This is a genomic window from Staphylococcus sp. HMSC036D05 (genome assembly GCF_001836225.1).
GTDB classification, from domain to species: Bacteria; Bacillota; Bacilli; order Staphylococcales; family Staphylococcaceae; genus Staphylococcus; species Staphylococcus caprae.
In genome coordinates, this window is sequence record NZ_KV827773.1 from 7183 (window position 1) to 10354 (window position 3172).

Below are 3172 nucleotides of genomic sequence, written 5' to 3' on the forward strand. Positions count from 1 at the left end.
ATCACAATGCACGAATACTTCGACACCATCGCCACTACCAACAACGTTGGTTGCTTTAACGTTTAAACTAAAGTTATCTTTAAAGAATTGTTCCCCGAGTTTTTCGTATTCTTTTCGGTGTTTCTTCGCATATTCAATAGCGCTTTTTTCAGCTTTAGGTTGAAAACCTTGTCCTACATATTTACTCGCAGGCATTTCTTCAGGTACTGATTGTGACGTTTTGTTTAAATGATGATTGATTGTCGAACAGCCAAAAAGTAACAAAGATAAAGTTAAAATGGCACAATATATCTTTTTCATCAAACACCTCATTTGAGAATTATTCATTATTAAATAAGACGCTTATAAAGTGAGAACTTTTATAAACGTCTTTGATAGTTAAGGTTATCAATTAATAAACAGCTATTTTTTCTAATTGATTTTTTACTTTATTCATATTAGAGCGTATTAGCGATGCAGAATCATCCATTGTCTTAATCGCTTGTCCCTCATTCTCATTAAGTCCATTACAAACAACTTCAAACTGTTGAGACATTTGATCTAAACGTCCTTGAGCTGCTTTATTGAGTATAAACATATCATCATAGTGGCTAGGCTCGAAAATCATATTTACAATCATAGGCTTTGTATTCGTAATAATTTCACCCAAATGATTTTCAAGAATCGGCGAAGCTGCTTGTAAATCAGTTAATAATGGCACCCACTTATCTAGTAAATAATGTTTTAATATTTCTAAATTTAAAATTATTACACTAGCTGGTGTGGGTATGAGTTTCATTAGTGTTTTAATATGAGCTGTTTCTAAGGCTGATAATATAGAATCTATTCCATATTTAATAGAATGGATTGCACTTATTGTGGAATCTATATCATCTATAATAGGTTTAAAATATTCATTATATATATCTTGAATATTTTCGGATAATTTTTTAATAGCGTTATCAATATGGGCTCTTAAAATTGTCATTTTGCGGGTCAAATAATTAGATGGCTGGATTGTCCCAGAAACCATATTTTCACCACTATAATTAATGTTAGTATTGCCATCCATTATAGTCGCGTCTTGTTGCGACATGATACTTTTTATATCTCCAATTTGCCGTCCATAAATATCATTTTGGTTTTTAACTTGAGTGATATTTTTAGAGACTATCTCAAGATGTTTCATCATTTCTTCGGATACACCATCCGCAAAATCATGGTCTAGGTTTTTAAATAGGTCTGATAATACATTATCAGCAGTGTCATGAATAGCTTCAATTCCACGTTCTAAATTCTTAACGATGCTAGATATTCTTTCTTCTAAAACTTTTAAGTCTAATGAAGGGAGGGCGCCCATGAGTGGAGAAAGGATAAGTAAAACTTTATCTATAATGCTTTCTAGATGTTTTCTCTCAGATTTAATTTTGTTACAAAAATTTTCTAGTGTTTCTAGACGAATTTTATCTATGAAATCTCTCTTGAGTTTATGCTTACGTTCTCCAAAGTTATTATTTTCTTTTTGCGATATATTAAAGCTTTCATTTAAGAAAGTTACGCATTCAGACAACATTCTACTAGTTTCTCCAGTGACTAGTTGTGCAAGGTTACCTAATTTTTCAATATCTAGTTTAATCAGTTTACCAGAACCAGACCTTGCTATAGACTCACCAGTCCACACGTTAATCGGAATACGTCCATCCATATCTAGTTTTATATTTATTGTTTTAGACACTTTTTTACCGTCTTTAGTAACAGTATCTTTTACTGATTTAATTTTACGAACGGGTATATCTTTATACGTATTATGTAATTTATTAAAAATACGATTATAACCTAGGTGGTTGTTAGCTAAAGCTTCTAAAGTTGGTATACCATCGTTTAGATTAACTCTTTTTCCAGGATTATTCTTAAACATCGGGTCTTGAACCCAAGATAAAATATCATAAGTACTATGGAAATTAATAATATTGTTATGGTTTCCTGACCTTGTATTTCTCCATGAAGCTTCAGGAAGTGTTGCTGGGTCTGTAGTTGTAGCTTTTAAATTGGGATTTTTTACGCTTTCATATTTCGCACCAATCGCTCCTTGAGAATTACCACCAGTATTAATAATAGTTTTGTTTTTATATTTTCCAGCGTCGTCACCATATTTGCGAAAAAATTGGTTGCTACTTAAATTGTTGGCATCCTTAAGTTTTTGTTTATAATCGTTAAAATATCTATCATTTTGATTAATTAATTCTGTACTTTTAAGATGATTATTCATTAACTTTATATTTTGGAGCCAATCATCTGCGACTTTACCCTTTAATGGATTATAAGGATTAATACTTTCCTTATTGTCAGTACCTTGGAATACTACAACTTGTTGACCTGTAGGCTTGTTTTTATCATTAAGTAATTCAAAGGTTTTAACATCAGACGCACCATTCATATTTTTATTTTTACTATCATCAAACCCATCTACTTGAATAAAATTTTTATTATTAACTTCAAATTTTTTGTTTTTATTTAAATCTTGATAAACCCAAAAACCACTAAGTTCAGCTAAATCTCTATCATTTATATTTTTCATTTTTTATGCACCCCATATTCTAACGGGTCATTGTAATCATAGAACGCATTTCTTGTATTTATAGTTGGCTTACTCAATTGTAAACTGATTTTAGTATTGTTAGGCTTGTTTTTATATTTGTATAAATCGTTACTCAAATCAATTACCTCGTTTTTACTATTATTTTTAGTAAAGTTATTTTTAGTACTAAAAAGAGTAGATACAACATCAGTCTTAGCTTCATAATTTGTAGAACTATAAGCTTCTCTCATTCCTTCTCTGAAGTCATTATTATTTTTGTTAATTAGTGGCTCGTAGTATTTTCTGTAATTACTAAGACTTGTAATTGCAGCTGATATATAAAAATATTTATTTTGATAACCTACTTTTTGGGTATCATTTATTGCTTGTTTGGTAAAGCCAGTATATTGATATTTTTCTTTATTATTATCGAAGAATTTGTAAAGATTATCATATTTTTCTTTCTGATATCGATACTCAAATCCGCTTAATACAGTACTTACCATAGTGCTCATGGAATCACCATTATCATGGCTTCGCATGGATCCTTTTTCATGAATCGATTCTTTATCGAAAGGGATACTTGCGTTGAATACAATATCGTGGTCATCACAA

At 30.4% G+C, this 3172-nt stretch carries 3 protein-coding genes; all 3 read right to left on the reverse strand.

Annotated features, from left to right (window positions below; all coding sequences use genetic code 11):
• A partial coding sequence (locus HMPREF2580_RS00615) for a DUF1672 family protein (protein ID WP_141756844.1) occupies positions 1-300 on the reverse strand: 300 nt, incomplete at its 3' end.
• Between the two features lie 91 nt (positions 301-391).
• A complete protein-coding gene (locus HMPREF2580_RS00620; protein WP_070830033.1) occupies positions 392-2557 on the reverse strand; it encodes a hypothetical protein in 2166 nt (721 codons plus the stop codon).
• A partial coding sequence (locus HMPREF2580_RS00625) for a DUF1672 family protein (RefSeq protein ID WP_070830034.1) occupies positions 2554-3172 on the reverse strand: 619 nt, incomplete at its 5' end. The genes HMPREF2580_RS00625 and HMPREF2580_RS00620, both read right to left, overlap by 4 nt.